Source organism: Thermosynechococcus sp. PKX82, from assembly GCF_031583255.1.
GTDB lineage: Bacteria > Cyanobacteriota > Cyanobacteriia > Thermosynechococcales > Thermosynechococcaceae > Thermosynechococcus.
Map to the genome: position 1 here is coordinate 1,521,235 of NZ_CP134169.1, position 22,980 is coordinate 1,544,214.

The window sequence follows — 22,980 nt, forward strand, 5'->3', positions numbered from 1 at the left end:
CGCAGTTGCGATCGCGATGGTTCTCGAATGCCGATTCCCAACCTCACCAGCCAGCCTAAACAGACGGTCAGTCAGTGGCTAGCCAGCGCACCCCAAGCCTTTCTCCGTTCACCGCGGTTTTCTGCGAACCGCGAGCAACAGATGGCGATCGCTGCCTGTGGGCTGTGGTTTTGGGCACAACTCCTTTACCTGCACGATTTGTCTGCAACCCCTTGGCCGTGGCTCGAAAGTGTGGTGGAGGCCGCCGCCGTCGTGATCATTGGTGGTTTTCCAGTGCTATGGTGGGCAAGTGGCCAGCGGGATTTTAATAAGATGACCCAACGCTGGCCGGGGCGGTTACTCCTCAGTTTGGCACTGTACATTGCCATTGGCTTGATTCTCCCCCAAGCAGGCCGCTTTCCTTGGCAGCGGGTTCTCACCAATTTAATCTTTGCTGATCAGCCGTGGCTGAACTTGCTGATCTTTCTCGGAGGCGTCTGGGCCATGGTGCGCGTCCCTGTCCTCTTGCGGCAGCAAACCACACCGACACCAGTGTTGTGGGCTTGGATCAGTGGAGCAGCACTTTATTTGTTGCTCAGCCACAGTGGGTTGATTTCGCCAGCCTTCCCCAAAGCGTACACAGAAGGATTCATCATTACCCCTATCTATTTGCTCCTATGTGCTTGGGGCGATTGGCAGCGGCGACACCCGCCACGGGCGACCCCCACGGGATTGGGACTGCACGACATTCCCCTAATTGCGGTCTCGCTTTTTAGCCTCTACTGGTTCTCGACCCCCTACTTTCGCTTTGGCCCTTTTGTGGCACTGCAACTGTTTATTTTGGTGATCATTTTTGGCAGGGGGCTGGGGCGATCGCACTTTGGCTATAGTTTTGAACCCCGCTGGTGCGATGCTCGTTTATTGGCGGCAATGTTCTTGGCGGCTTTGGTAACCATGGTGCCCTTGGGGAGTCTATTGGGCTTTTTGCCCTTGGCGAAATTTAACTTGACGCCTTCGCCTTTGGCGGTGTTTGTCTATGTCAGCCTCTTTGCAATGCGGGTGGGCATTTTTGAGGAGGTGCTCTTTCGCAGTGGTTTGATGATTTTCGTGCGGGATCTGTGGCAGCACTATGGGGGCGATCGCCAGCGGCCGGTGGTCATTGCTTGGGGTGCCATTCTCATTTGTTCGCTGCTTTTTGGTATTCTCCATGTAGGCAATGAGCCGAATGCCGATATTCAACTGCCCCTCATGGCCTACCGAGCGGTGTATATCGTCATGGCAACCTTGGCCTCCCTCTTTTACTGCCTCACCTTTGCCTGTACCCAGCGCCTCTGGGCGGGCGTTCTCCTGCATGGTCTGGTGGATGCGATCGCCGTCGTCTTTTTTGGCGCTGCCCTTGTTGCCCCTTTCTAGCGCACCACAATCACAGGCACACCCGGCTTGACTTTCTCAAAAAGCTCCTCAATGTCGCGGTTGTACATCCGCACGCAACCGTGGGAAACCGCATGACCAATGGAATCCGGATGGGGGGTACCGTGCAACCCAACCCAATTGGTGCCATCACTCCAAAAGCCAATCCAACGCCGCCCCAAGGGGTTGCGGGGATGTCCACCAGCAATCACTGCCCCGGTAAAGGGATTTTTCCAAGCGGGATCGCGAATCATCTCCCGCACTTGAAATTGACCTGTGGGGGTTTCCCACCCCGGACGACCTACGGCCACGGGATACCGGCGCAGGGGAGTTTGTCCTTGATAGAGGGTCAATTGGCGCCGTGATAGGCTGATTTCTAGACGTAGGGGAGCGGTGACCGCCGGTGGAGGAGCAGTAGCAAGGGCAAAGGGGAGACGACCCCAAAGACTCAAACTCACCCATCCAATAACCGCGATCGCTCGCTGGCCAGCTTTTAGGAAGCCTTGTGCTTTCATTCCGCAATTCACTCCTACCACTGTGAGATTGGCATTGGGGAATAATAGATAGCTACGTTGCTACTGAAAAATTTTTCAAAATTCTAGATGAATGACCAAGTTCTCCGCTATTTACCCCTTACAACGGGGGTTTTGGGGGGCACACTTCTCCTCATCAATCGCCTCTTGACCCCCCTGCTGACCCCTTCCCAAGCCCGTGCCGATGTCGTGGGGGTGATCCTTGCGGCGGTCTTGATTTTGACGACGCTGATTTGGCAGCGGGTGCAACCCCGTCCTGCGGAAGCGGTGATCCTTGAAGGGGAAGAGGGATTTGAACTTGCCGATGATCTGGATGCTGCCCTGAAAACAGAGCTGGCGTGGCTGTCCTATACCTTGCTGAAGAATACGCCGACAAAGTCCATTGTCATTTGGCGCGCCGATCGCCCCCTCCTGCGGCGCGGTATTCTGGGGCCCAAACCAATGACGGCCACGGGTGCCATTGTGCAGCGCGCCCTGCAAACCCAACGCCCCATCTATTTAGTGAATTTAGCCCTTTACCCCGGACGCATTGAATTTGACTATTTGCCCCCCAATACCCAAGGGGTGATCTGCCAACCGGTGGATGCGCAAACGGTGATGATTCTCGGCACTAATGCCCCCCGCCGCTATACCAAACAGGATGAACAGTGGGTAGCTGCCCTTGCCGCCAAGCTCGCCCAGTTGCTGGCAGAACAGTACAATAAAGCCTAGACACGCTTTGAAGCGACTTTTTTTTTGACACTGAAGACCGTTTATTAGGATTTCGATATTTACTATGACTGTTGCCACTTCTGCTACCCCTGCTGTGCCCAGCGACTCGCGTCAACGGGCAGCGACTTTTTTGAAAGACCTCCAGGATCAGATTTGTCAGGCCCTAGAGGCAGCCGATGGCGGTGCCCAGTTTCAAGAGGACAGTTGGCAACGTCCCGAAGGGGGCGGTGGTCGCTCGCGGGTGATGAAACATGGCCAGGTTCTGGAGCAGGGGGGCGTTAATTTCTCAGAGGTGTGGGGGGAGCAATTGCCGCCCTCAATCTTGGCGCAGCGGCCAGAGGCAGCGGGTCATGGCTTCTATGCCACGGGTACCTCCATGGTGCTCCATCCCCGCAATCCCTATGTGCCAACGGTGCATTTGAACTACCGCTACTTTGAAGCAGGTCCTGTGTGGTGGTTTGGCGGTGGCGCAGATTTGACCCCCTACTACCCCTTTGCTGAGGATGCGAAACACTTTCATCAGGTGCATAAGGCTGCCTGCGATCGCCACCACAGCGAGTACTACCCTGTGTTCAAACGCTGGTGTGATGAATACTTCTACCTCAAGCATCGTGGCGAGACCCGTGGCGTGGGCGGCATTTTCTTTGACTACCAAGATGGCAGCGATCGCGAGCTTTACCGCGGCCCTGATCCCCATGGCGAAGCTGCTCGCTACAGTCAAAAGGTCGGTTCCATCGGCAATCGTTCGTGGGAAGACCTGTTTGCCTTTATTCAAAGCTGTGGCCAAGCCTTTCTAGAAGCCTACCTACCGATTGTGGAACGGCGGCGTCACCTCGAGTATGGCGATCGCCAGCGGCAATTTCAGCTCTATCGGCGCGGCCGCTATGTGGAATTCAACCTAGTCTATGACCGCGGCACCATCTTCGGCCTACAAACCAATGGCCGCACCGAGTCTATTTTGATGTCTCTGCCCCCCCTTGTCCGCTGGGAATACGGCTATACCCCGGAACCCAACAGCCGCGAAGCGGAACTGTACACCACCTTTCTCAAGCCCCAAGACTGGGTGAATTGGCCAAGCTAAATGAGGATCAGTGCCCCTGTGTTGCGCCGTGTGCTTGCCCTCCTAGGTGATCTGCGCCTAGCGATTCTCCTGCTGCTGGTGATTGCGATCGCCAGTATCGCTGGCACTGTGATTGAGCAGGGGCAATCCCTCAGCTTCTACCAAGAAAACTATCCCGCAGACCCTGCCCTGTTTGGTTTTCTCAGTTGGCGGGTGCTGCTGGCCCTAGGGCTAGATCATGTCTATCGCACCCCTTGGTATCTCACTCTGTTGGTGCTCTTTGGGGCGAGTTTAACGGCCTGTACCTTCACTCGGCAGGTGCCTGCCCTCACCACCGCCCAACGCTGGCAGTACTACTCCCAACCGCGTCAATTCACCAAACTGGCCCTGAGCACCACGATTTCCCAAGGCTCCCTCAAGGAACTGGCCGCTGCCTTGACTCAGAGAGGCTACCGCGTCTGGCAAACCGATAATCAACTCTATGCCCGCAAAGGCATTGTTGGTCGCATAGGCCCGATTGTGGTTCATGCCAGTATGATTCTGATTTTGCTGGGGGGGATTTTGGGGGCGCTGACGGGCTTTATGGCGCAGGAACTGATTCCCAGTGGTGAAACCTTTCATCTTCAGCACATTGTGCAGGCGGGGCCACTGGCGCGCATCCCCCAACACTGGTCGGTCAAGGTGAATCGCTTTTGGATTGATTACACTGATGCGGGTGACATTGACCAATTCTACTCGGATCTCTCGGTACTGGATGCCGACGGTCAGGAGGTGAAGCGGGGCACAATCCATGTCAACCAGCCCTTGAAGTATGGCGGGGTCACCCTCTATCAGGCGGACTGGAGTATTGCCGCCATTCGCTTTCGCCTGAACAACAGTCCCGTGCTGCAACTGCCAATGGCCCAGCTGGACACAGAAGGCAAAGGTCGTCTTTGGGGCACATGGCTGCCCACGAAACCGGATCTCTCGGAGGGGATTTCCCTGATTGCACGGGATCTCCAAGGCACGGTGCTCATCTACAGCCCCAAGGGCGAGTTTCTCACCAGCTTGCGCACCGGCATGAGTACAGAGATTAACGGTGTGACGCTGACGTTGATTGAACTTGTGGGCAGTACAGGGCTACAAATTAAAGCCGATCCGGGGATTCCCCTGTTTTATGCGGGCTTTGCCCTGTTGATGGCGGGGGTGATCATGAGCTATGTGTCCCACTCCCAGGTGTGGGGGCTGCAGGAAACCGATCTCCTCTATGTGGGTGGCCGCACCAATCGCGCCCAGTTGGCCTTTGAGCAGGAATTGGTGGCGATCGCCAATGCCTTAAACCGCCAAGACCAGCCCCTAGCCGTTGAACAAAATTAGCCGGACTCCCCCTTGACTCTCTCGTTCACTGGAGACTTCACGATGAATCGCAGGAGTGTCAGGGGAAGATCACCATGGTTCTCAAGCTGCGCGTGCCCGACATGGCCTGTGGCGCCTGTCGTGATGCCATTATCCAAGCGATTCAAGCGGTTGACACCCGTGCGACTGTTACCGCCCATCTCGCAACCAAAGAGCTAGCCATTGAGACCCAAGCCGCAGCGGCAGACATCCGCAGTGCCATTCGCCAAGCCGGTTATACGCCCCAATGATCACCCAGCTCAGCTTCAAGGTGCAGGGGATGCAGTGCGCCGCTTGCGCCAATGTCATTGAAACTGCCCTGCGATCGCTACCGGGCGTCAGGGACTGTGAAATTTATTTTGCCGCCGCTCAGGCCACGGTCACCTACGATCCCCAGCAAGTGACCTGGTCAGATCTACAGGGGGCGATCGCCAAAGCCGGCTATCACGCAGAGCGACTGCCTGAAGAAGGCTTGGTAACTGACACCGCCACCGCAGAATTGACCTATCGGGCTGAGCTGCACCGTCTCAAACGCCGACTCCTCTTTGCGGGTGGCGCCACCCTACTACTGCTAGTGGGGAATCTACCCATGATGACGGGCTGGCATCTCCCTTGGATCCCCCCATGGCTGCACCATCCTTGGCTGCAACTGTTGCTGACAGCGCCAATTCAGTTTTGGAGTGGCGAATCCTTTTATGAGGGCGCCTGGCGGGCACTGCGCTATCGCACAGCAACGATGGACACCCTAGTGGCTCTGGGCACCAGTGTCGCCTTTTTCTACTCGCTCTTTGGGACGCTCTTTCCCCAAGCCTTCCATGGCCACATGCCAGAGGTCTATTACGAAGTCTCAGCCGTCGTCATTACCCTGATTCTCTTGGGACGCTTTCTCGAAAGTCGCGCCAAACGGGAAACTGCTGCCGCTATTCGCAAACTCCTCGCCCTGCAACCGAAAACGGCACGGGTAATTCGTAATGGGGAAGCCGTGGAGGTGCCCCTGATTGAAGTGCAAGTGGGGGATCGATTGCTGGTGCGTCCCGGCGAGAAAATTCCCGTGGATGGTGAGATTGTGGCTGGGGCTTCGACGGTGGATGAATCCATGGTGACCGGGGAGAGCCTAGCGGTGGAAAAACGCGAGGGGGATGAGGTCATTGGTGCCACCCTCAATCAAACGGGCAGCCTACAAATGCGTGCTACACGGGTGGGACAGCAAACCTTTTTGGCACAAATGATTCGACTAGTGCAGCAGGCCCAGGCCTCAAAAGCCCCCATTCAAAAACTGGCGGATCGCATCACGGCTTGGTTTGTACCGACGGTGCTGGCGATCGCTCTCCTGACGGGGCTGCTGTGGCTGACCATTGGCCGCAATCCCACCCTAGCCCTGTTGACCACCATTGGCGTTTTGATCATTGCCTGTCCCTGTGCCCTTGGCTTGGCCACCCCCACCTCAATCATGGTGGCCACCGGCAAAGCAGCGGAGTATGGCATTTTGATTAAAGATGCCCGCAGTCTCCAGCTGGCCGATCGGGTGCAAACTGTGGTTCTCGACAAAACAGGCACCCTCACCCAAGGCCATCCCAGCGTCACCGATTTTTATCCTCAGGCGGATGCCACAACCCTTTTGCGGCTGGCCGCCAGTGTGGAATGGCACTCGGAACATCCCTTGGCTGCCGCTGTGGTCGAGTATGCCCAAGGGCAGGGGGTATCGCCGCAAGCGGTTCGCGACTTTGTGGCCACGATTGGTCAAGGGGTACAGGGCATGGTTGAGGATCAATGGGTGCTCATTGGTACGCCAGCCTTTCTAGCAGGCCACAAGATTGACATCACCCCTTGGCAGCCTCAAGCTCAAACCCTTGCACAGCAGGGGAAAACGGTCATCTGGATAGCGGTGGATGCCCAAGTCAGGGGGCTGATCGCCCTTGCCGACACGCTGAAACCCGAAGCCCCAGCGGTAGTGGCTGCCCTGAAGCGCATGGGATTAGAGGTGATTCTCCTCACGGGCGATCAGGCCGTAACAGCTGCGGCCATTGCCCAGCAAGTGGGAATTGAGCATTACGTTGCCAGTGTCCGCCCCGATCAAAAGGCAGCGATCATTGCTGAACTGCAACGGCAAGGGAAGTGCGTGGCCATGGTGGGGGATGGCATTAATGATGCCCCGGCCCTCGCTCAAGCCGATGTGGGCATTGCTCTGGGCACGGGTACCGATGTAGCGATCGCCAGCAGTGACATCACCCTCATTGCCGGTCATCTTCAGGGCATTGTCACCGCCCTACAACTCAGCCGCGCCACCATCCAAAATATTCGCCAGAATCTCTTTTTCGCCTTCATCTATAATGTGGCTGGCATTCCCATTGCCGCTGGTATCCTTTACCCCCTGAGCGGCTGGCTCCTCAATCCCATGGTGGCCGGTGCAGCAATGGCCTTTAGTTCCTTCTCCGTGGTGATGAATGCTCTGCGCCTGCGCTCTTTTCGACGATCGTCGGCATTCTAACCCCCTAAAATTACTCCGTTGTCTGAATTGGAAAATACTTGACTGGGTCATTAGAACCTTCTGGCTGATCTTCCCAACAATCCCCAGGGGGTGCTGCCGTTTTTCCCTCCTTCACCGAAGCACTCGTGACCCCAAAATCCCCCGGCTTTGCCCAGACACAGCCCGACACCCCCTTGCCGGCTGGATCAATGGCTTGGGCATGCACAGCGGCATACCACGGATTACCGCCACCATGGAGGATGCGGCCAGTATTTTCCTCCTTCACTTGGTCATAGGTGAGCGTCAAGGGATAGTAGCCATCCACCCTATAGCCCCCCCCTTGGGTGTTATAGAGACCCAGATAGGCAATTTTGGTGGCAAAAATTTTGTGGCGCACCCGGTAGGCCTCCTGGGCACGGTTAACTGCCCCCACCGCTGATTTGGCCCCCGCCAGTTGTGCCTTGAGCCGTTGGTTTAGCAGCGAAGGCAAGGCAATTAGGGCAATCACCCCTAAAATCACCATCACCACCAGCACCTCCGGAAACGTCAATCCGCCATTGGCTCCCCACCGCCGCCGCTCCTGCAGAAAAAACAGCAGCTTCAGATATACACTGTCCCTACCCCTGTCCCCATGTTCTGTCATAGCCATCTCTAACTCTTCAACACTGCTCTACCGACACGTTACTCACGATACGCGCCACAGGATTGTCCCTGCTCAATGCGCATCCCCCCCAAAATGGTTGGTATTCGCACGCACTGGAGGTACTCGTCTTCATAGGCATAGATGCTAAAGGCAATCCGCCGGGGCGTCACCGGCGTGATCACCCGCCCCTGATGGTCAAAGGCCAACTCACACTGTTGGACTGCCGCCGATCGCGCCTGGGGCTGCCAGCATTCCAAAATTCGATTCCCCTCCCCCACCTCTGTGGAGTTAAAGTCAGTGGCGTACATGACCATCACCAACTGCTCATCGTCATCCACTAGGGGCTGCCACTGCCAGTCCCTCCTATCCCGGTTGACGGGATTGGTCGACCACTGCGGGCCAAAATCGGTATTGCGAAATGCCGCTATCCAAGGCAGCTTTTCCCTTTTGGCATTGGCCTGGGCAAGGCGCAGTACATTGCGGGCAGTATTCACAGCGGCGCGCACCCGTTGCCGTTGCAGCAGTGGAAACAGGGTCATGGTGCCAATGCCCACAAGAATGGCAATCAGGACAATGACCACCAGTATCTCGGTCATGGTGTAGCCCCGTTGGCGGCTGTTCATGGCTGCGGCGCTCCTTTTCCTTAGGCGGTTAGCTAAAAATTGGGAACTTTTCCTTGCACCGAACGGCTCAGCACCGTGGTGGTCAGCACGGGCCGATTTTGTATATCCTCTTGACGGATCCCCGGCAAGCCCTGGGGATTGCCCCGCAGATAAACAAAGGTGGCGGCATTAAAGCTTGAGCCGCGCTCTTTCACACAGGCAAAAAAGCCCGCCGGCGCATCACTGGTGCCTTGGGGAGTGCGAATTGTCCCCGTTGGGCAGTCTGGCCTTGGCATACTGGTGTCAGTATCAATAAAGTCTGTGACCACCGTCAAATCGGTGACCCGTAGATAGCCCTCAATGTCTTTGACAGGGCGACTAGATTGCAGATTGGCACCAGTTTGCACATCAATTGGCCAGCGGGCAAAGTTGGTCTTTCCTGTAGGGTCAACATACCCCTGGTTAATCCCCAGCCAGTCGTAGTTAGCATCACTAGCCCTCGCCGCTTCCTTATATTTGCGCAGTTGGTAGCGCACGAGTCGTGCCTGCCCCTGCCAATCCGATTCCGGTGACCAAAAGGACTGGCGAGCGGTATCAATGTAATACACCACCAAGGTATAACTGCGGCGGCCACTTCTCAGCTCTTCGCAGTGTGCTTTCGCATTTTCCTGATCTGTTGACCATACCCTTGAGCAATCCCGCGGCATGACGAATCGGGCATACCCCAGTTGGTTTTGGTAGTAGGGAAAGGGCTCCAAAATCCACATCGCCAACACCGGCCGCATGGTACTTGGAAAGTCAGGCAGGTAGTTTGTCAGGGGCTCGGGGCGGGAGGTATCGCCACAGGAGCCGCTGCCAGCTAAGCAGTTGCCGTTATAGACAAACACCGCCTGGGACAGATCCGTACTGATCACATCCAGCGTCGCCTTGAGGTCTTGGCGCAGCTGATTCAAAGCAGCCTCGCGGCTTTCGGTTTGGATCATGTCGATTAAAATTGAGCCTAAGGAGGCGGTGATCACCCCAGCAATGACCAAGGAAACCAGAATCTCGGTAATCGTAAAGCCCTTGGATCGCCGCCGCCACCAACCCAGCAGTTTCATTGCAACCTCTCCTCTTTGCGACAACAACACCTTATGAACCAGAACCTGAACCGCCATCTCCCTCCGGCACAGCCATCAGCGGCAGGGTTTCAGCGGAGTCACTGCGCAGCAGCACCGTTGTCAACACCGCCAAGGGCCGTCTTTCGGCACCCACAATGCTGCTGGTCATCATCACCGCTTCTGGCTCAATAGGGTCGGGGTTGCTCTCTGGCTCCATCGGCAAGGCTGCAGCGCTATAGACCCGCACCTGCACTGGGTAAGCCAAGACCCTGCGGGCAGCGTCGGTAATCAGGGTACCGCGATAGATTTGCACCCCAAAGCGGGCATTGTTCAGCTGCCGCTCGCAGGCCGTGGTGGCATTGTTGGGCAAGTTGCAGCTTGTCAGACTGGTGGGCGGGGCTTGCCTAGAGAGGACTGAAGGATTACTCACGGAGGCGCCAACAGTGCTTGCAGGAGGCAGCAGGCCACTGTCTTCGCGAATGTCGATGCCCTGCTCCATCATCACCCGCAGCCGATCCAACTCGCCACGGGCAATCTCTGTGGCTTGGTTAATGCGATCATTGCGCAAGCGGGTAGCCGCCACCAACAGCAGCGGTGCGGCCAACATGGCCACAGAGAGGTTCACCACCAGAATGGCAATCAAACACTCCACCAAGGTCAGCCCCCCATTGGCTGGCTGCAGCCGCTGCAATTGCCGAATCATCGAACTCACCTCCATCGTTAGGCAGGACAATTAGACACCGTTGGATCAACTCGTCCACTACCGTCAGGACGTTGGGCACAGCGTAGGCGTAGGATATAGGGATCGTCGGCACGCAGCTCAGTGTAGAATTCATTGCGTTGCCGCCCTGGGGTAATAAATCGCCGTGCCACTGGCCCTGCCGGTGCCAGCTGCAGACCCACGTCATAGCCCCAACGCCGAGTCGGCGCTCCGTAGTACTGAATTAACTCTACAGATTGCGCTGGACAATTGAAGGCGGTGTTGACATCGCGGCAGCGAGGATCGTTGGGAATTGGCCACTGGTCTTGATCAAAAGGACCTGTGGCTTGGGTCGAGAAGTTGAGTTGAATAAAGGATCCCTGAATGGTAAGGTTACCCCATCCCTCCAGAAAACGCGGGAAGTTGTGCATGCCGCCATAGGACTGTGTGGGTCGCGAAGGCACAGTGCCACTGATGATTACCGCATTGACTTGGGTATCCGTTGCTGCGTTGCGGCTACGTTGAGAACCAAAGCCATAGTAGCTGTTGTAAGGTTTACTGGCTTGGCCCTGTTCACCATCGGGATAGCTTGTGAGGGCCTTACCATCGCGATCCACCCGTTCACCTGTTCGGTAATTAATCGCCCAAGGCGTGCCATTGCGATCCACGTAAATCGGTGAACTGGGATCAAAGGGACTTTCCCGCAGCCAAACTGTATTGTTATGTAAGTCGTCATTAGGACGGTTGGCATTCAAGAAAGAGGTGCGCAGGTTTGCATTGTCGGCACAGGTCAGGTAGATTTGGCCAAGATTGTTGCCGTTGTTAACCCGTGCGTCACTTCCAGTGTTTTGCACATAGTTTGTGGCGAGGTTTTCAGGGGAGTTGTTGCCAAGCCCTTGAATACCATCGTTGTAAGCCTGAGCAAAATAATCATTGGCAGAGCCATTGCAGAAATTGTCAGAGAGAATCGTCACCGCATCCCCGAGGATTTCTGCGGGTCGCCAAGTGTCGGAGTTAGGCCGAGCAAAGCGATTATCGAGCGTATTACGGCTATAGAAGTTGCTCCAGTTTGCGTCTAGGGTTGTGGTAAATTCCTCCAGATTGTTTGTTGTGCCGTTGGTACTGTGGAGGTTAAAGTCCCCCTGAATATAGACTGGGTTATCGCTGATAAAGGAGAGGCCAGCGATATTTTTACTTGCGGGGATTCCTTCCCGGTCAAGCCGTTTACCATTCCACAATCGAAAGCCATTGGGTCGCCGCATTGGATCGGCAAAGAAATCCACTGGTTTTGTCGAAATGCCGTTGGCGGCTCGGATGGGATCATGAGGATTGCTGGGATTAGTATTCATCCAGTTTTGACCTGTAATGGCAGGTCGGGCAATGCCATCTTCGCGCACTGCATCCTCCCGGAAGGCATAGACAATGCCCCCCATCGGCAGCCATGTATCCCCACCAATAGAAGTGCGCCGCAGCAGGTCAAGGTCAATATCCATTTCCCGCACCGCCATCTCTTCACGACCATTGAAGAGGGTGTTATCAAGGAAAGCGACATTGCGAGCATTGCCGTCAAAGCCAATGATTTGATTCAGGCGGCTGGGATAGCGGATATTATTCACTAGAGTCCCAGTAGCTGGCTCGGTAGGGGTAAGGAAATCTGTTGGATTCATACGTGGGTTTGCTGCAATAGCACTCGGAGTTACAGACGACCACGGCCTCCCCGGCGGGTTGAAGATCGCCCGCAACGCTGGATATTTAATCACCGTATTAAAGGTACCGAGAATCGGTGCGGTGGGGTTGTTATGTCGGCGTGCGAGCACCACCAGTGTCGAGTTCACAGCAATGGGAGTTGTACCCCCACCCGTACGTTCTGTGCCGCCAATGTAGCGTAGGGTTGCTGTAGCTGTTGCAGGAGTGGCAATGACCACAAAGCGTCCCTCTAGGCCACCAGGAAGGACTGAAATACCAGTGGGACGGCGAATTTCAATAATATCCCCTACCTGCAGTTGTAGTCCTGTGTAGGTGATCGTTACCGGGGAATTACCATTTGGATTGGTAGGGCTTAGAGTGGGGGAATTCGGAAATCCAACAGCAGCGGTAATGGTACCTGTTTCCAGACTGTCAGTGGTCATAAGGGAAGCCGAAGCTCCTGCTGGAATTTCCTTACCTTCTTGGACGGGGTCGGGGTTTTTTAGAGTGACGGTGAGAACTTTACCTCGGTTATCAGTGGTGAAGCCTTCCAAAATCATCCGCCCCGCACCAGTGACATAGACACTTTTGCCCTTATCACCACCTTCGCTTACTTCACCGGGACGCAGGTCAAAGTTATAGCTGGGGGCATCTTCAAGCTTGACAGTCACTGTTCCACCGGCGCCCGGCATCTGAAACTCCTGGCCAATCACAAATCCTCGTTTGTCTGGCCCTAGGCAAAAAGCATTTCGCAAATTAGGATAGTCTCCAGAGATGCTACAACTGTAACCCTCTGGGTTAAGGTCATATGTCACCTGCTCCTTGAGGGCAATTAACCGCGCAAGACGGGCATTGACATCGGCATTAGTTTCTTGCAGCGGGCGCCGATTCCAGTCGTTAACTAGGGCGGTGATGTAGGCATTGGCATCCAAATAGCCCCCGCGATAGGAGAGGCTCTGATTAGCACTGAAGTCTTGCCGAATGACTTGCACAGTACCTGCCCCTATTTCTGCATTACTTCCCAAGCCTAAGGGAATCACTTCACCGTTGCTAAAGGCATTGTCATTAAAATCCGGGCGATAGTATTCGTTTAACTTATCGATACCATCGTTCAGGTTAACCAGTTGATTCCCCGCATTGAGGCTATTAACATCTAAGGTTTGAAGGGTATTCACACTATACGCCAGCATTCCCAACATACAGCCTGCGGTGTGGATTGTACTTTGATCGGCCAAGCTTAGAGCGCTCAAGCTGCCTCTTTGCTCTAGGAGTTGAAGCGCGCGGGCAAGGTTCGAGAAATTCCCAGCACGGGTCTTATAAGGATTGGGGTGAATTGTGGTTCCCCCTATTTCCTGTTTGGGCGGAAACGCCCCATCCACACCATCACCCGCATAGGCCACGAGGTTCCGCATCGCTTGTTGCATCTCTGGACTGTTGAAAATAGGAGGCTGAAACTCCCAACCATTGGTGCCGCGCCCGGTAAAGAAGTCAAAGAAGCGGAAATCAGAGGGCAAGCCCTGAATGCCACTGTACTGGTTGAACATGATGCTGCGCAGGGCAGTTTGCGGTGTGCCGTGGTGGTGAGTAGTCGCCAAGCAGGCGATCGGCTCATAGCCCCCTGTGTTTTGCCCCGGATAAGGCTCCGTAAACGGATCGGGAATAGTGGAGTCAACCGTTGTTCCCCTCGCTTTGTAGTGATAAATGGCTGTGGCCTGCACGGCTGCCAAATCATCCCGCAGCGTGCGGTGCTGATAAAACTCGTTGCGGCGGTCGTTATCAAGGGTATCACCCGCAGGTGGATCAAGAGGTTTGCCCAGTTCCAAGCGTTCTCCCACAATGATTCGTAGGCCTTCTTGGCGTGCCCGCCGCTCCCAATAGCCATCCAGTCCCAAATCCTCCCGTTTATTTTGGCTGTCGGGGGGGGCAACATTACGAGTCAGCAGATCGCGCCCCTCAATCGGGTCGCCCACCTTAGCGCTTGGCGGAATTTGCCGCAGCGGATCAGAAGCAGGCATCTTGACGTCATACACGGGCTTAGGGCCATAGCGGTCATCAGCGCGGTACGTATCATCCACGTAGGGCTTAGGTTGGGTTTTATTGTCAAAGCGCCCCTGCTGCACATAAAACTGATTCGACCAGTTAGGATCCCGTACCGTCACATTGGTTGGATCACTCCCGCGCGCCCGACTGCGGTCTTCGGTCACAATAGCCACTGGGTTGAGAGCGACATTTGCAGGCACGAAATCATTCTTTACAGAGTCGCGGCTCGCGTTAAACCTGACGTTTTCAGCGGGTGGATTCGCATCCCCACTGGTGTAGGGGGCACTGGGCGGCTCGCGGTAAGAGTGAATGTAAACATTTGGCGCATTGGTGTTGTTATCCCGCAAGCTCCCCGCCATAAATTGGCCTTGGAATTCAATCTCATTGGTTTCTGGGTTGCGGATTTCCGTTGCCGTAATCTCTGAAGCCGCGCGGGTATAAACACAGGACTTCGGCGCGCTAATCAGATAGGCGGTGAAACCAGTACCACCCGTCAAAAAGACACTCCCCTCGGTGTGCAGTGCCCCATTCCAGCGAAACACCGGCCCCGGAAAAATCTCCAAATCATTGCGGAACCATGCCCCCCATTTATTGCCCCGCTCCATTTGGCGTTCCTGCACAAACTCAATCGTCGACAGCGCCTGACCACCATTGCGGTTTTCATAGACAAAGGCATTAATTTGAAAGTTCTTGCGCAAAATAGCACTGCCCACTTCATCCCAGCCCACTTCCACCTGTTGACCTGCGGCGCCGCCCAGATCACTACACTGATTCCCCAGTTCAGTAATCCCCATTGGCCGACTGCGGGTGATCAATTGACCAGCTTTTTGCGCATCCGATTGATCGAGTTGCGCATCGCTCGGTCGCCGCATCAAGATCGAGTAGGCCACGATCGAGTCACTAGTGGGTTGAAACACCCAAGCATTATCCACCTGCCCATCGCCATTAATATCAATCCGCTGCTCGTCAGCCATCGTATAGGGGTCGGGGTTGCGGGTGGTCTCTAGCCGATTGCCAATAATCTGTTCAATGGTTTCTTCCCCCGGCACCCCATTCGGACGCAGCGGATCTTGGTTAAAGAAGTACTCTAGCTTGGCACGTGCCCTATCAATGGCCGGTGCAGTGGCATTCAAAACTTGGATGGTCTGCCGTTGCCCCCCCACCTCTGCGGTGCGATTCAGCGTGCGGATCATCAGTGCTGCCACCGTTAATGTCAGCACCACCAACACAATCACCGCCGTCGGCAACACAAACCCCCGGCGCCCAAACTGCAGTTGCCGCCCCCCTCTCCCTAGGGGTGCCAGCCGTCGCCGTATCCAGAGGCGCAGCTGGTAAAGCAAATGACGAATTGCTTGGGTCAATTTGCGATACTGCCGTTTTGAGAGGCCAAAGCGTCGGTCATTCTTTTTCATAGGGGCACCTAGTCAACGCACGGGAGCAGTAACCTACCACTAGTTATATCGATAGATCTGAAGATCTGAAATAGGCTAGTAATTAGTATGGTTTTTCCTTAGTAAAAAATTTCAGCCTCCAGACAATTTTGCGGATTGTTGCGCACAGCAATCATACTTATTGCCACACGATCAAACACACAACTTAAATGTTCCAACTAGCGATTTATGATGCCTAGGCTAGGAAGAGCGATTTAGCCACGCAAACACTTCCTCTAGGGCAGTGAAGTCCAAGAGAGCCTCTGCCAATGCTTCGATTTGAGGGGGAGAGAGCTGGCGAATGCGCTCCTCAAGGCCAGCTGGTAACTCGCCAAACCGCCGCCTTAACTGCCGCAACACAACGAGGGTCTCTCCCTGCTGCAACCCTTCCTTCCGCCCTTCCTGTCGACCTTCCTGTCGACCTTCCTGTCGACCTTCCTGTCGACCTTCCTGTCGCCCTTCTTCCCGTGCCTCAGCATAGACCTCTTCCCGTACCTCAGCATAGACCTCTTCCCGTACCTCAGCATAGACGTCCCGATAAAACCGCGTCCGCTTCAGTTCCTCAGTAGTAAACCCCAGCATGTGCAGCACCTCCTCGCGACTCAGCTCCGTAAACTTGTACAACACAATGGTGGTGATTAACTCTATTATGGCTTCTGGCCTTGGAACCGCCTCTGTGCGAGTCCGCTCTGCCAGCAACCGTGCTGCTGTCGGCATCTCTGCTTCGGGTAACACTGTGAGCTGCATCAGCGCTAGGCTCAATGGCAACGCCTCAAGCGACCCGAGTTCATTCAGATAGACCCGATGCAGGCGATGACTATTCACCAACACCTCATAGGGTTCAAAGGACACTTGTTCCACTTGACGATGGGGATAAATAACCACCGCTTGCCAGTCAGAGAAGGTCTGGCGATACAGACGCAAGTAGAGAAAGATTTCTGCAAAGAAGCGTTCGTAGAAGCTGTTATCGCGCTGAAACTGCACCTCACAGAAATAGACCGTTCCTGAGGGGTCAGGGGGGAGAAAGACGCCATCCATGCGAAAGGCCGTTTGCTTCAGCTCCACGGAGTCAAAGCGATACCCCTGCGGTGTGTCTCTGCCCAAGAGGTCGAAGAGGGTCTGGGGCAGCTGGGCAAAGAGTTGATAAAAAAGGGAGTCACGGCGCATGGGCTAGGGGGAGCGCTCTAGCCATGCAAACACTTCCTCTAGGGCAGTGAAGTCCAAGAGAGCCTCTGCCAAGGCTTCAATCTCATGGGCAGGGAGCTGGCGAATGCGCTCCTCAAGGCCAGCTGGTAACTCGCCAAACCGCCGCCTTAACTGCCGCAACACAACGAGGGTCTCTCCCTGTTGCAACCCTTCCTGCCGCCCTTCCTGTCGCCCTTCCTGTCGACCTTCTTCCCGTGCCTCAGCATAGACCTCTTCCCGTACCTCAGCATAGACCTCTTCCCGTACCTCAGCATAGACCTCTTCCCGTACCTCAGCATAGACGTCCCGATAAAACCGCGTCCGCTTCAACTCTTCCGTCGTAAACCCCAGCATGCGCAGCACCTCCTCGCGACTCAGCTCCGTAAACTTGTACAGCACAATGGTGGTGATTAACTCTATTATGGCTTCTGGCCTTGGAACCGCCTCTGTGCGAGTCCGCTCTGCCAGCAACCGTGCTGCTGTCGGCATCTCTGCTTCGGGTAACACTGTGAGCTGCATCAGCGCTAGGCTCAATGGCAACGCCTCAAGCGACCCCAATTCATTCAGATAGACCCGATGCAGGCGATGACTATTCACCAACACCTCATAGGGTTCAAAGGACACTTGTTCCACTTGACGATGGGGATAAATAACCACCGCTTGCCAATCAGAGAAGGTTTGGCGATACAGACGCAAGTAGAGAAAGATTTCTGCAAAGAAGCGCTCGTAGAAGCTGTTATCGCGCTGAAACTGCACCTCACAGAAATAGACGGTTCCTGAGGGGTCAGGGGGCACGAAGACGCCATCTATGCGAAAGGCCGTTTGCTTCAGCTCCACGGACTCAAAGCGATACCCCTGCGGTGTGTCTCTGCCCAAAAGGTCGAAGAGGGTCTGGGGCAGCTGGGCAAAGAGTTGATAAAAAAGGGAGTCACGGCGCATCGGCTAGCTGGAGCGCTCTAGCCATGCAAACACTTCCTCTAGGGCAGTGAAGTCCAAGAGAGCCTCTGCCAATGCTTCGATTTGAGGGGGAGAGAGCTGGCGAATGCGCTCCTCAAGGCCAGCTGGTAACTCGCCAAACCGCCGTCTTAGGAGGCGTAAAACAACAAGGGTCTCTCCCTGTTGCAATCCCTGTTGCAATCCCTGTTGCAATCCCTGCTGTAATCCCTGCTGCAATACCTCTTCCCGTACCTCAGCATAGACCTCTTCCCGTACCTCAGCATAGACGTCCCGATAAAACCGCGTCCGCTTCAGTTCCTCAGTAGTAAACCCCAGCATGCGCAGCACCTCCTCGCGACTCAGCTCCGTAAACTTGTACAACACAATGGTGGTGATTAACTCCATTATGGCTTCTGGCCTTGGCACTGCCTCTGTGCGAGTCCGCTCTGCCAGCAACCGTGCTGCTGTCGGCATCTCTGCTTCGGGTAACACGGTGAGTTGCATCAGCGCTAGGCTCAATGGCAATGCCTCAAGTGACCCCAATTCATTCAGATACACCCGCCGCAGGCGATGACTATTCACCAACATCTCATAGGGTTCAAAGGACACTTGTTCAGCTTGGCGATGGGGATAAATGACCACCGCTTGCCAATCAGAGAAGGTCTGGCGATACAGACGCAAGTAGAGAAAGATTTCTGCAAAGAAGCGCTCGTAGAAGCTGTTATCGCGCTGAAACTGCACCTCACAGAAATAGACTATTCCTGAGGGGTCAGGGGGCACGAAGACGCCATCCATGCGAAAGGCCGTTTGCTTCAGCTCCACGGACTCAAAACGATACCCCTGAGGCGTGTCTATGCCCAAGAGGTCAAAGAGGGTCTGGGGCAGCTGGGCAAACAGTTGGTAAAAAAGGGAGTCACGGCGCATGGGCTAGCTGGAGCGCTCTAGCCACGCAAACACTTCCTCTAGGGCAGTGAAGTCCAAGAGAGCCTCTGCCAAGGCTTCAATCTCATGGGCAGGGAGCTGGCGAATGCGCTCCTCAAGGCCAGCTGGTAACTCGCCAAACCGCCGTCTTAGGAGGCGTAAAACAACAAGGGTCTCTCCCTGCTGTAATCCCTGTTGTAATCCCTGCTGCAATCCCTGTTGCAACCCTTCCTCTCGTGCCTCAGCATAGACGTCCCGATAAAACCGCGTCCGCTTCAGTTCCTCAGTAGTAAACCCCAGCATGCGCAGCACCTCCTCGCGACTCAGCTCCGTAAACTTGTACAACACAATGGTGGTGATTAACTCTATTATGGCTTCTGGCCTTGGAACCGCCTCTATGCGAGTGCGCTCTGCCAGCAACCGCGCTGCTGTCGGCATTTCTACTTCGGGTAACATGGTGAGCTGCATCAGAGCTAGGCTCAATGGCAATGCCTCAAGTGACCCAAGTTCATTCAAATAGACCCGCCGCAGGCGATGACTATTCACCAACACCTCATAGGGTTCAAAGGACACTTGTTCCACTTGACGATGGGGATAAATGACCACCGCTTGCCAATCAGAGAAGGTCTGGCGATACAGCCGCAGATAGAGAAAGATTTCCGCAAAGAAGCGCTCGTAGAAGCTGTTATCGCGCTGAAACTGCACCTCACAGAAATAGACGGTTCCTGAGGGGTCAGGGGGCACGAAGACGCCATCCATGCGAAAGGCCGTTTGCTTCAGCTCCACGGACTCAAAACGATACCCCTGAGGCGTGTCTCTGCCCAAGAGGTCAAAGAGGGTCTGGGGTAGTTGGGCAAACAGTTGGTAAAAAAGAGAGTCACGGCGCATCGGCTAGCTGGAGCGCTCTAGCCAAGCAGAGACTTGCTCAAGGGTCGTAAAGTCCAAGAGGGCTTCTGCCAGAGCTTCGATTTGAGGGGAAGAGAGCTGGCGAATGCGCTCTTCAAGACTAGTTGGTAAATCGCCAAACCGCCGTCTTAACTGCCGCAAGACAACGAGGGTCTCTCCCTGCTGTAATCCCTGCTGCAATACCTCTTCCCGTACCTCAGCATAGGCCTCTTCCCGTGCCTCAGCATAGACGTCCCGATAAAACCGCGTCCGCTTCAGTTCCTCAGTAGTAAACCCCAGCATGCGCAGCACCTCCTCGCGACTCAGCTCCGTAAACTTGTACAACACAATGGTGGTGATTAACTCCATTATGACTTCTGGCCTTGGCACTGCCTCTGTGCGAGTGCGTTCTGCCAGCAACCGTGCTGCTGTCGGCATCTCTGCTTCGGGTAACACGGTGAGTTGCATCAGCGCTAGGCTCAATGGCAATGCCTCAAGTGACCCCAATTCATTCAGATAGACCCGATGCAGGCGATGACTATTCACCAACACCTCATAGGGTTCAAAGGACACTTGTTCCACTTGGCGATTGGGATAAATAACCACCGCTTGCCAATCAGAGAAGGTCTGGCGATACAGCCGCAAGTAGAGAAAGATTTCTGCAAAGAAGCGCTCGTAGAAGCTGTTATCGCGCTGAAACTGCACCTCACAGAAATAGACGGTTCCTGAGGGGTCAGGGGGCACGAAGACGCCATCCATGCGAAAGGCCGTTTGCTTCAGCTCCACGGACTCAAAACGATACCCCTGAGGCGTGTCTATGCCCAAAAGGTCAAAGAGGGTCTGGGGTAGTTGGGCAAACAGTTGGTAAAAAAGAGAGTCACGGCGCATCGGCTAGCTGGAGCGCTCTAGCCATGCAAACACTTCCTCTAGGGCAGTGAAGTCCAAGAGAGCCTCTGCCAATGCTTCGATTTGAGGGGGAGAGAGCTGGCGAATGCGCTCCTCAAGGCCAGCTGGTAACTCGCCAAACCGCCGTCTTAGGAGGCGCAACACAACGAGGGTCTCTCCCTGCTGTAATCCCTGCTGCAATACCTCTTCCCGTACCTCAGCATAGGCCTCTTCCCGTGCCTCAGCATAAACCTCTTCCCGTGCCTCAGCATAGACGTCCCGATAAAACCGCGTCCGCTTCAGTTCCTCAGTAGTAAACCCCAGCATGCGCAGCACCTCCTCGCGACTCAGCTCCGTAAACTTGTACAACACAATGGTGGTGATTAACTCCATTATGACTTCTGGCCTTGGCACTGCCTCTGTGCGAGTCCGCTCTGCCAGCAACCGTGCTGCTGTCGGCATCTCTGCTTCGGGTAACACGGTGAGTTGCATCAGCGCTAGGCTCAATGGCAATGCCTCAAGTGACCCCAATTCATTCAGATAGACCCGATGCAGGCGATGACTATTCACCAACACCTCATAGGGTTCAAAGGACACTTGTTCCACTTGACGATGGGGATAAATGACCACCGCTTGCCAGTCAGAGAAGGTCTGGCGATACAGCCGCAGATAAAGAAAGATTTCTGCAAAGAAGCGCTCGTAGAAGCTGTTATCGCGCTGAAACTGCACCTCACAGAAATAGACGGTTCCTGAGGGGTCAGGGGGCACGAAGACGCCATCTATGCGAAAGGCCGTTTGCTTCAGCTCCACGGACTCAAAACGATACCCCTGAGGCGTGTCTATGCCCAAGAGGTCAAAGAGGGTCTGGGGCAGCTGGGCAAAGAGTTGATAAAAAAGGGAGTCACGGCGCATCGGCTAGCTGGAGCGCTCTAGCCACGCAAACACTTCCTCTAGGGCAGTGAAGTCCAAGAGAGCCTCTGCCAATGCTTCGATTTGAGGGGGAGAGAGCTGGCGAATGCGCTCCTCAAGGCCAGCTGGTAACTCGCCAAACCGCCGTCTTAGGAGGCGTAAAACAACAAGGGTCTCTCCCTGCCGTAATCCCTGTTGTAATCCCTGTTGTAATCCCTGTTGTAATCCCTGCTGCAATCCCTGTTGCAACCCTTCCTCTCGTGCCTCAGCATAGACGTCCCGATAAAACCGCGTCCGCTTCAACTCTTCCGTCGTAAACCCCAGCATGCGCAGCACCTCCTCCCGACTCAGCTCCGTAAACTTGTACAACACAATGGTGGTGATTAACTCCATTATGACTTCTGGCCTTGGCACTGCCTCTGTGCGAGTCCGCTCTGCCAGCAACCGTGCTGCTGTCGGCATCTCTGCTTCGGGTAACACGGTGAGTTGCATCAGCGCTAGGCTCAATGGCAATGCCTCAAGTGACCCCAATTCATTCAGATAGACCCGATGCAGGCGATCGCTATTCACTAACAATTGATACGGCTCAAAACACTCTCGCATCGGCTAGCTGGAGCGCTCTAGCCACGCAAACACTTCCTCTAGGGCAGTGAAGTCCAAGAGAGCCTCTGCCAAGGCTTCAATCTCATAGGCAGGGAGCTGGCGAATGCGCTCCTCAAGGCCAGCTGGTAACTCGCCAAACCGCCGTCTTAGGAGGCGCAACACAACGAGGGTCTCTCCCTGCTGTAATCCTTCCTGTCGTCCTTCTTCTAGCCCTTGTGCTCGCCCCTCTTGTAAGCCCTCTTCCCGTGCCTCAGCATAGACCTCTTCCCGTACCTCAGCATAGACCTCCCGATAAAACCGCGTCCGCTTCAGTTCCTCAGTAGTAAACCCCAGCATGTGCAGCACCTCCTCGCGACTCAGCTCCGTAAACTTGTACAACACAATGGTGGTGATTAACTCCATTATGACTTCTGGCCTTGGCACTGCCTCTGTGCGAGTGCGTTCTGCCAGCAACCGTGCTGCTGTTGGCATTTCTGCTTCGGGTAACACGGTGAGCTGCATCAGCGCTAGGCTCAATGGCAATGCCTCAAGTGACCCCAATTCATTCAGATAGACCCGATGCAGGCGATCGCTATTCACTAACAATTGATACGGCTCAAAACACTCTTGTTCTGCTTGGCGATTGGGATAAATAACCACCGCTTGCCAATCAGAGAAGGTCTGGCGATACAGACGCAAGTAGAGAAAGATTTCTGCAAAGAAGCGCTCGTAGAAGCTGTTATCGCGCTGAAACTGCACCTCACAGAAATAGACCGTTCCTGAGGGGTCAGGGGGCACGAAGACGCCATCAATGCGAAAGGCCGTTTGCTTCAGCTCCACGGAGTCAAAGCGATACCCCTGAGGCGTGTCTATGCCCAAGAGGTCAAAGAGGGTCTGGGGCAGCTGGGCAAAGAGTTGATAAAAAAGGGAGTCGCGGCGCAT

General features: G+C 55.0%; 20 protein-coding genes. 6 read left to right on the forward strand and 14 right to left on the reverse strand.

The annotated features are described in order from the left end of the window. The first annotated feature begins 27 nt into the window (after nucleotides 1-27). A complete protein-coding gene (locus RHH53_RS07545; RefSeq protein WP_206199628.1) occupies nucleotides 28-1,392 on the forward strand; it encodes a CPBP family intramembrane glutamic endopeptidase in 1,365 nt (454 codons plus the stop codon). Here the strand turns inward: RHH53_RS07545 and RHH53_RS07550 are convergent. Beyond that, complete coding sequence (locus RHH53_RS07550; protein WP_225901523.1) at nucleotides 1,389-1,904, reverse strand: L,D-transpeptidase; 516 nt, start codon at nucleotides 1,902-1,904, stop codon at nucleotides 1,389-1,391. The genes RHH53_RS07545 and RHH53_RS07550 overlap by 4 nt on opposite strands. Nucleotides 1,905-1,991: 87 nt before the next feature. Between RHH53_RS07550 and RHH53_RS07555 the strand changes: the two genes are divergently transcribed. The 5 genes from RHH53_RS07555 (at nucleotide 1,992) to RHH53_RS07575 (ending at nucleotide 7,555) form a co-directional block, all read left to right on the forward strand. Continuing rightward, nucleotides 1,992-2,633, forward strand: coding sequence for a cofactor assembly of complex C subunit B (locus RHH53_RS07555; RefSeq protein WP_310743610.1), 642 nt, complete (start codon nucleotides 1,992-1,994; stop codon nucleotides 2,631-2,633). Nucleotides 2,634-2,697: 64 nt separating this feature from the next. After that, the gene (gene hemF / locus RHH53_RS07560; protein WP_310438293.1) at nucleotides 2,698-3,714 is read left to right on the forward strand and encodes an oxygen-dependent coproporphyrinogen oxidase; all 1,017 of its coding nucleotides are present in this window, start codon (nucleotides 2,698-2,700) and stop codon (nucleotides 3,712-3,714) included. Beyond that, entirely contained in the window at nucleotides 3,715-5,049 is a 1,335-nt protein-coding gene (locus RHH53_RS07565; protein WP_310438292.1) for a cytochrome c biogenesis protein, read from the forward strand. It abuts the gene before it with no gap. A 74-nt stretch (nucleotides 5,050-5,123) separates the two neighbouring features. Continuing rightward, on the forward strand, nucleotides 5,124-5,318 hold the full coding sequence (locus tag RHH53_RS07570; protein WP_206199632.1) for a heavy-metal-associated domain-containing protein: 195 nt from the start codon (nucleotides 5,124-5,126) through the stop codon (nucleotides 5,316-5,318). Further along, nucleotides 5,315-7,555: a heavy metal translocating P-type ATPase gene (locus RHH53_RS07575; RefSeq protein ID WP_206199633.1), complete on the forward strand. Its 2,241-nt coding sequence runs from the start codon at nucleotides 5,315-5,317 to the stop codon at nucleotides 7,553-7,555. Before RHH53_RS07570 ends, RHH53_RS07575 begins: the two co-directional genes overlap by 4 nt. Nucleotides 7,556-7,565: 10 nt before the next feature. Here RHH53_RS07575 and RHH53_RS07580 read toward each other — a convergent pair whose 3' ends face one another. The 13 genes from RHH53_RS07580 to RHH53_RS07640 all read right to left on the reverse strand — a co-directional run bounded on the left by RHH53_RS07580 (nucleotide 7,566) and on the right by RHH53_RS07640 (nucleotide 22,980). Next, a complete protein-coding gene (locus tag RHH53_RS07580; protein ID WP_310742719.1) occupies nucleotides 7,566-8,183 on the reverse strand; it encodes a prepilin-type N-terminal cleavage/methylation domain-containing protein in 618 nt (205 codons plus the stop codon). 32 nt (nucleotides 8,184-8,215) lie between these two features. Beyond that, the gene (locus RHH53_RS07585) at nucleotides 8,216-8,800 is read right to left on the reverse strand and encodes a type II secretion system protein (RefSeq protein WP_310743611.1); all 585 of its coding nucleotides are present in this window, start codon (nucleotides 8,798-8,800) and stop codon (nucleotides 8,216-8,218) included. Between the two features lie 32 nt (nucleotides 8,801-8,832). Beyond that, entirely contained in the window at nucleotides 8,833-9,879 is a 1,047-nt protein-coding gene (locus RHH53_RS07590; RefSeq protein WP_310743612.1) for a type II secretion system protein, read from the reverse strand. 31 nt (nucleotides 9,880-9,910) lie between these two features. Further along, nucleotides 9,911-10,582 (reverse strand): hypothetical protein, encoded by a 672-nt coding sequence (locus tag RHH53_RS07595; RefSeq protein WP_310438288.1) that lies wholly within the window; start codon nucleotides 10,580-10,582, stop codon nucleotides 9,911-9,913. Nucleotides 10,583-10,599: 17 nt separating this feature from the next. Continuing rightward, entirely contained in the window at nucleotides 10,600-15,717 is a 5,118-nt protein-coding gene (hpsA, locus tag RHH53_RS07600) for a hormogonium polysaccharide biosynthesis protein HpsA (protein ID WP_310743613.1), read from the reverse strand. A gap of 219 nt (nucleotides 15,718-15,936) precedes the next feature. Next, a complete protein-coding gene (locus tag RHH53_RS07605) occupies nucleotides 15,937-16,902 on the reverse strand; it encodes an Rpn family recombination-promoting nuclease/putative transposase (RefSeq protein ID WP_310743614.1) in 966 nt (321 codons plus the stop codon). A 3-nt stretch (nucleotides 16,903-16,905) separates the two neighbouring features. Beyond that, nucleotides 16,906-17,859 (reverse strand): Rpn family recombination-promoting nuclease/putative transposase, encoded by a 954-nt coding sequence (locus tag RHH53_RS07610; RefSeq protein ID WP_310743615.1) that lies wholly within the window; start codon nucleotides 17,857-17,859, stop codon nucleotides 16,906-16,908. Between the two features lie 3 nt (nucleotides 17,860-17,862). Continuing rightward, on the reverse strand, nucleotides 17,863-18,780 hold the full coding sequence (locus tag RHH53_RS07615; RefSeq protein ID WP_310743616.1) for an Rpn family recombination-promoting nuclease/putative transposase: 918 nt from the start codon (nucleotides 18,778-18,780) through the stop codon (nucleotides 17,863-17,865). A 3-nt stretch (nucleotides 18,781-18,783) separates the two neighbouring features. After that, nucleotides 18,784-19,665, reverse strand: coding sequence for an Rpn family recombination-promoting nuclease/putative transposase (locus tag RHH53_RS07620; protein WP_302677960.1), 882 nt, complete (start codon nucleotides 19,663-19,665; stop codon nucleotides 18,784-18,786). A gap of 3 nt (nucleotides 19,666-19,668) precedes the next feature. After that, nucleotides 19,669-20,550 carry an Rpn family recombination-promoting nuclease/putative transposase gene (locus tag RHH53_RS07625; RefSeq protein ID WP_310743617.1) on the reverse strand — a complete coding sequence of 294 codons (882 nt, stop codon included), beginning with the start codon at nucleotides 20,548-20,550 and terminating at the stop codon, nucleotides 19,669-19,671. 3 nt (nucleotides 20,551-20,553) lie between these two features. After that, nucleotides 20,554-21,459 (reverse strand): Rpn family recombination-promoting nuclease/putative transposase, encoded by a 906-nt coding sequence (locus tag RHH53_RS07630; protein ID WP_310743618.1) that lies wholly within the window; start codon nucleotides 21,457-21,459, stop codon nucleotides 20,554-20,556. 3 nt (nucleotides 21,460-21,462) lie between these two features. Then, on the reverse strand, nucleotides 21,463-22,059 hold the full coding sequence (locus tag RHH53_RS07635; RefSeq protein WP_310743619.1) for a DUF2887 domain-containing protein: 597 nt from the start codon (nucleotides 22,057-22,059) through the stop codon (nucleotides 21,463-21,465). 3 nt (nucleotides 22,060-22,062) lie between these two features. Next, nucleotides 22,063-22,980, reverse strand: a complete 918-nt coding sequence (locus RHH53_RS07640; RefSeq protein ID WP_310743620.1) for an Rpn family recombination-promoting nuclease/putative transposase — start codon at nucleotides 22,978-22,980, stop codon at nucleotides 22,063-22,065.